7 protein-coding genes are annotated in these 6,340 nt (G+C 39.5%); all 7 read right to left on the reverse strand.

What is annotated here, in order from left to right; all coding sequences use genetic code 11:
* The coding region (locus M3090_RS14540) for a type I restriction endonuclease (protein ID WP_249057536.1) at window positions 1–691 on the reverse strand (691 nt) is incomplete at its 3' end.
* 2 nt (window positions 692–693) lie between these two features.
* Window positions 694–1,722 carry an ATP-binding protein gene (locus M3090_RS14545; RefSeq protein ID WP_249057538.1) on the reverse strand — a complete coding sequence of 343 codons (1,029 nt, stop codon included), beginning with the start codon at window positions 1,720–1,722 and terminating at the stop codon, window positions 694–696.
* Window positions 1,723–1,977: 255 nt separating this feature from the next.
* Window positions 1,978–2,823, reverse strand: coding sequence for a restriction endonuclease subunit S (locus tag M3090_RS14550; protein WP_249057540.1), 846 nt, complete (start codon window positions 2,821–2,823; stop codon window positions 1,978–1,980).
* The gene (locus tag M3090_RS14555; RefSeq protein ID WP_249057542.1) at window positions 2,813–3,292 is read right to left on the reverse strand and encodes a type II toxin-antitoxin system death-on-curing family toxin; all 480 of its coding nucleotides are present in this window, start codon (window positions 3,290–3,292) and stop codon (window positions 2,813–2,815) included. The genes M3090_RS14550 and M3090_RS14555 overlap by 11 nt, the downstream gene beginning before the upstream one ends.
* Before the next feature lies 1 nt (window position 3,293).
* On the reverse strand, window positions 3,294–4,313 hold the full coding sequence (locus M3090_RS14560; protein WP_249057544.1) for a DNA-binding protein: 1,020 nt from the start codon (window positions 4,311–4,313) through the stop codon (window positions 3,294–3,296).
* An 18-nt stretch (window positions 4,314–4,331) separates the two neighbouring features.
* Window positions 4,332–5,897, reverse strand: a complete 1,566-nt coding sequence (locus M3090_RS14565) for a type I restriction-modification system subunit M (protein ID WP_249057546.1) — start codon at window positions 5,895–5,897, stop codon at window positions 4,332–4,334.
* 4 nt (window positions 5,898–5,901) lie between these two features.
* On the reverse strand, window positions 5,902–6,114 hold the full coding sequence (locus tag M3090_RS14570; protein ID WP_234079585.1) for a helix-turn-helix transcriptional regulator: 213 nt from the start codon (window positions 6,112–6,114) through the stop codon (window positions 5,902–5,904).
* Window positions 6,115–6,340 lie beyond the last annotated feature (226 nt).

Here is a 6,340-nt window from a genome sequence, read left to right on the forward strand (position 1 = left end):
TTACCATCGTCAAAAGGGAGTTGATGCCGTCTGTTGCCTTATCATCCGCCTCTACTTTTCGCCACGCATAAAAGAAATCGTAAGGTGAAAACAGAGAGCCATACTTGTTGTTCACCCCATCGCTTATTACCACAAAAGCATTGTATTTGAACAGGTCGGGAATATCACGGCGGTAACGAACGATGAGTTGGGTGTAAGCATCCATGATGGTCGTATCTTCTTTTACGGCACTCTTGAACTCCAACACCACCACGGGCAGGCCATTCACATAAACAATGCCATCGGGAATACGTCGCTCCGCACCTTGTATTTCTAACTGGTTGACTATGCGGAACAGGTTGTTTTTTATGCCGTCTTTGCTGAAATCTATCGGCTCAATAAACAAATCTGGCAAAGCCGCATCCTCGCGCTTCAACGAAAAGCCTTCTGTCATCAACCGATAGGTATGACGGTTCTGTTCATACAAGGAGAAAACCGCATTGGCAGTCAGCGTGGCAAGGATTCGCTCTATTTCTAACGGCGTAATGCTTTCCGCTCTGTAGCGGTTGTGCAGATATAGGCGCATATCGTCCCGAAGCAAGACGTCGCTTACTTCCTTATGGATTTCTTCTCCGCTTGTGTATGTGTAACCCTCTTGCTGGAACAGTTCCATGATGGATAGTTCGAGGGCGTGTTCGTTGAAGTGTGGCATAGTTATTTTCTTTTTTTCATTCGCAGATTTTTTTCTTTCGTTTCTCTTATGTACTGTTTGTATTTTTCTGTACACTCATTGATAAACACCTTTCTTCCACGCTGTTCCATGAGCTTTTGTACTACAGAAACAACAGATTTTGAATATTTGTGTATGCCATTGGATTTTTCTCCTTGCATTATCAACGTATGTCTTTTGGGTTTATTCTTTAAGTCCAATGAATATATTACAGATTGCATTTCATATTGATTTAATCCTAATTCTTTCTGAAGTAACCCTGTCGTTAAAGGATAAGCAACATTCGGGTCAATAATTGCATTATCAACATCTACTAAACCATCTATTGTTCCAACTAATTTCAATGTAGGTAAGCCTTCACCTTCTTTTTCTGTAAAATGCCCTTCCTTAATGAATTTAAGTTGGTCAATTAACGACTTGTCCAATAGTATTTTGCTATCGCCATAAGTGATTTCTCCATTATATCTATCAAGGAGGTGTATATTTTGCGGACCAACCATTGCTATTCTTTCAATGTGCTTAATCCATAATATACGTTCTTTTTCTCGTTCTTTGTCCAATATCTTTTTTAATTCTGGATATTCAATTTCTTTTGTCTCTCCTCGATAGCGATAGTAAATAGCTCCTTCTCGCAATATATCATCTTTGTTTTTCTTACATACCACAGGCTTTTCTTCTGCTTCCTCAACAGATAGTACTCCAAATTTTTTCCCTTCAAACTCTTGGATTGCAGACTGCCACCTAATGTCAGGAGAAAAGTATTCTCTAATTTTAATATCAATAACTTTAGGGTCTGTTTCTGATAATTTGTTGTTAGACATACCTAATAATATATGAGGAGAATCTTTTATTCCAAATACTATTTGTCCTCCTTTATTGTTAGCCATGCCAACTAAAGTCTTAATGTATTTGAGCAAATTATCCCCTAACTGGAAATTTTGCTTGTATTCCAGATTGAAACTTTCACGTTTCTTTAAATACCCTTTACTATCTGTTTCAAAAGAAAAAGCCATGCGTTCTTGTTTTATCGTACCATTTTCGCTAGAAGCAAAGACAGCAATTCGGTTAATTTTTTATTTTGTTTTGCATTCAATTCAATTGCGTTACTTATCAAAGACATTCTTTTTTCAAATTCGTCAAGTGTTTTATGGTCAGGTACTATAACTTCTTCCCTTTCTAAAACAGGAATAGTCAATTGATTCTGCACAGAGCCATCACCTTCAAATTGTTTACGGCTAAGTTGAAACCATAAATTATGAAGAAAGCTCTTATCGTACGGAATGACAGAAATCAATCTCACGATTGGACAATATGGCCTTGTGCGAACAAAGCAAACGCCAATAGTCCCTTGTTATAGCACGTTCATTTATGACAAAATGTTCTGTATATCCAATAATTCCCTGATTTTCTATGCCGTTAGCTACTACTGGTATTTGACATTGGTCTGTATAACAATTAGAAAAGACTTTGGGCTTATCTCCTCCGGCCTTTATTTTCGCAATCTCTCCCAACGTCCCCATTCTCCACCCTTCCGGCAGATTCTCCTTATCAATCCCATCCACAAACATCTTGCGATAGAGAGTTTGCGCCGTTTCTTCTAACTTGGCAATGATTTGCTCATTAAGGCGGATGCGACGGGTAACCGCTTCGTATTCGGACACAATCTTGTGTTGTTGCTCTATGGACGGAACGGGCAGTTCCACATCACACATTTCTTCCCAACTGAAAATCTCACGAGCACTGCCGTGTGATTTAAAACGGGCATAGCGGTCGAACTCAGGGCGACGAAACCACATCATCAGGTATTCGGGGAGGAGTTCTTGTTTATTCTTAACCTCAAAGACTGTATAGGCTTGTGAAATTATAGCACTCTCATCCTCTTTGTACAAAGCAATAGAAACCTTATCTCCATTACGTGATGTAACTGGACCGTATGCAAATTGCCGAGATTCAACTACCTTATAAGAAGACATATCCGTTCCAATAGTGTTCGCAATGGATGGCATGAACTCTTTGGAGATACTGACGCCTAATAGTTTCGTCACCTTCAAATCCCGATTTCTTACATCCACCTCGCGGATATAATTGCCTAACCGTTTATAATCATTCTTCATGATTAGCATCTTCCTCATTAAATCCAATAAACTGATCATCAATAGCAACAAGAATACGTATCTTCAAATCTTCATCAAAATCCATTTCTCCTTCAAGAATAGAATGAATAATATCCCGTAAAAGTTCTTTGTCAATACGCCCTGCAGCTAAATGATAACTGATGTTTTCCATCTCCTGAAGAAAACGTCTATTACAATATAAACGACCATTTAAAAGAAGAAACAAACTACCTAAAGTGATGGATAAACGTTTATTGCCATCTGAAAAGGAATGATTTTTGTTGACAGACCAAACAAGATGCACTAATTTGTCTTCAAACGTTGGATAGTAATCATCATTTTGAATGTGTTCCAATACACTATCCAAGTAACCTATATTCAATATAGACATGTCTCCCCCACCACTATATTCAATGGTTTTTTTATGGGTCTCTATGGCCTGTTCGTGTGTGATATATATTACTTCCATTTCAATCCCGCTCTTTTAGTCGTTTCAAAGCATCCTTATATTCTTCTAAACGTTTATCGAGTTCCATACTTTTTTCTCCAAGAAAACGTTCGAAATCACTTTGAGGAACTGCACTGATATATTCTTCAAGGTTCTTATGCAGAGCATCGCGGAAACATAAATCTCGGCTTGCCATTTTATTTCTAGCTTTCTCTCGTAATGGAGCCCAAAGACGTTGATTCTCAAATTTAGAAAACAAGATGTCTGTTTCATGAGACGATAATTTACGCCCCTTCTCTTCCATCTCGCTTCTTAATGTTTCTGCAAATCCTGCTTCATAGCTGGCAATAATATCCAACACCTCACTATACATAGTATCACGCATGTTCTCAGACTTCTCCAAATTAAGTATCTTACGATACTCTGTAGAGTTCTCTTTAAAAATGCTATTATATACCTTGTCTGTATAAATCATATATTTTATATTTCCCATTGCCACACAATCGCGCAGAGCATCGGTAAACTCTTTTCGATAGACTTCTCCACGAAAGATATTCGAAACAAAATCTTCATCACGCTGATTTATATATTTCGTACTTCCACCTGTACGTTTGTTAATTGTGTCTATCACAACGTCTAAGATGGCGCTCCGTAAGCTACGTGCTTTTTCGCTGTCTGTCAATAGCATTGCAACATTTAAAAAAGCACGAAAATCAAAAATTCCCAATACCGTAGTTTTGGTAACGAAATCTGTTTCGTTACCAAAATGTTTTTGAAAAGCTAACTTATAATCTACCAAGCGTTTGCCGCGTAAAACCTCGTAACCGTTTTTGGCTATTTCTTTTTCATTCTTTTCAATACAATAGTCTATGGTGCGTTCTGTGACTTCAAAGAATTCTGCTACTTGTCTTTTAATGAATGTGAGTTTACTCTCAAACATTACACCATCTAAAGACAAGGTTTGTTGGAGCGTATCCATTGCAATAGTATTATTTAGAACATTTTGCCTGACTACAGCAGACTCTACAAAATTTTTCTTCATGCTACGTATTTGTTTATGCTATAACAATTTATATCCTAATTCCTTAAACAAGTTCGACAATTCCCGCTTGCTTTCTTCTTCCTGTCGAAACAATTCTTGCATATCACTTTGCAGTTGCGTCATCTTCGTATCGAAGTCGATGCCTTCATCCCGGTTCTTGAACTCGATGTATTTGCTGGGCACGAGCGACCAACCTTTTGCTTCGATTTCTTCCAGCGTGGCAGAATAACAATATTCAGGTACATTACGATAGGTCTGTTCATAACCTTCGCGTTGCCAGTTATGGAAGTTTTCGGCTATCTGTGCAATCTGTTCCCCGGAGAACTGGATATATTTCTTCTCGAACGGTTCGCCCCATTGGCGCAAGTCGATAAACAAAACCTCATTTTCCCGGTTACGGTAGTTCACTAATTCACCGTTCTGTTCTACTGTGCGGATTTTGCGATTCCCTGCCAATATCCAAAGTGTAACACTGATATCCGTAGAGTAGAACATATTACGAGGAAGGATTACAATGGCTTCCACCAAATGGTTCTTCAATAGTTGGCGACGTATGTTCAACTCGGTGCCGTCGCCGCTCAACGCACCGTTGGCAAGCAGAAAGCCCGCCATGCCATTGGCTGACAGTTTGGAAACGATGTTCAGAATCCATCCATAGTTGGCATTACTTGTAGGTGGCACTTCATACCCGTGCCAACGTGAGTCGTTGGTCAGTTCGTTTTCTGCTCGCCATGCCTTTTGGTTGAAAGGCGGATTTGCCATGATGAAGTCCGCTTTCAAGTTTTTGTGTTGGTCGTCATGGAACGTATCGGCAGCACGTTCACCTAAGTTGCAGGCAATGCCACGAATAGCAAGGTTCATCTTCGCCAACTTATACGTGGTATTGGTGTATTCCTGTCCATAGACGGAAATGTCTTTCTTGTTACCGTGGTGCGCTTCAATAAATTTCATGCTCTGCACGAACATGCCTCCGGAACCGCAACAAGGGTCATAAATCTTGCCCCGGTAAGGCTGTATCATTTCCGCTATCAGGTTGACTATCGTCTTGGGCGTATAATACTCCCCTTTACCTTTTCCTTCGGCTATGGCAAACTTGCCCAAGAAGTATTCATAGACACGTCCTATCAAATCGTGTTCCTTGTCTTTCTGTGTATCTATCTTGCCGATGACGTCCAACAGGCTTGCCAATTTGGTACGGTCAAGCCCTAATCCGGAATAATAATTACTTGGCAAAGCTCCTTTCAGTGTCGGGTTGTCTTTCTCCACCTGAGCCAAAGCCGCATCTATTTTGATGGCGATGTCGTTCTGTTTGGCATTTTCTATCAAATAGTCCCAGCGGCTTATTTCGTTTAAATAGAAAATATTCTTGGCGTTATAGAATACAGCCTGTTCGACAAACGCTTCCTTGCCGTCTGCAATCAGTTCGTTGCGGCGTTCCACAAAGCGGTCGTAGGCATATTTCAGGAATATCAGACTCAATACCACATGCTTGTATTCCGAAGGTTCAACCGACCCACGTAGTTTATTCGCCGAATCCCAAAGGGTTTCTTCTATACTTTTTTCTTTCTGCTGTTTTTTAGCCATGACCTTATTCTTCTATCCCGTTATTGATCAATCTTCTCGCATCTACATTCAATATGGTAGCTATCTTCATTAGCATTTCCAATGATGGCTGGCTCGTATTGGAACACCAACGCGAAACGGTGGCTTCGTTTTTCCCCAATTGTCCGGCCAGCCATTTTCCGGTTTTCCCCTGTTCTACCAATACTATTTTTAGCCGATTTATTTTTTCTGTTCCCATATTAATAAAATGTATTGCAGACACACGATAATAATTGATTGTATTTGCAAATATAATGATTGCTCAGCAAAATCATTCAAATTTCGACAATAAACTGCTCTTTATAATTGAAATTTTGCCATTTATGTCTGAGTTGTCTGCGCAAAAAAAAATCATTCTGTGGAACGGTTTGCCTCTTTTTGACCGGATGATTAAAAAAATCCTCTTTATCTTTGCACACGAAACG

The organism is Bacteroides sp. ET71 (genome assembly GCF_023336905.1).
Taxonomy (GTDB): Bacteria; Bacteroidota; Bacteroidia; order Bacteroidales; family Bacteroidaceae; genus Bacteroides.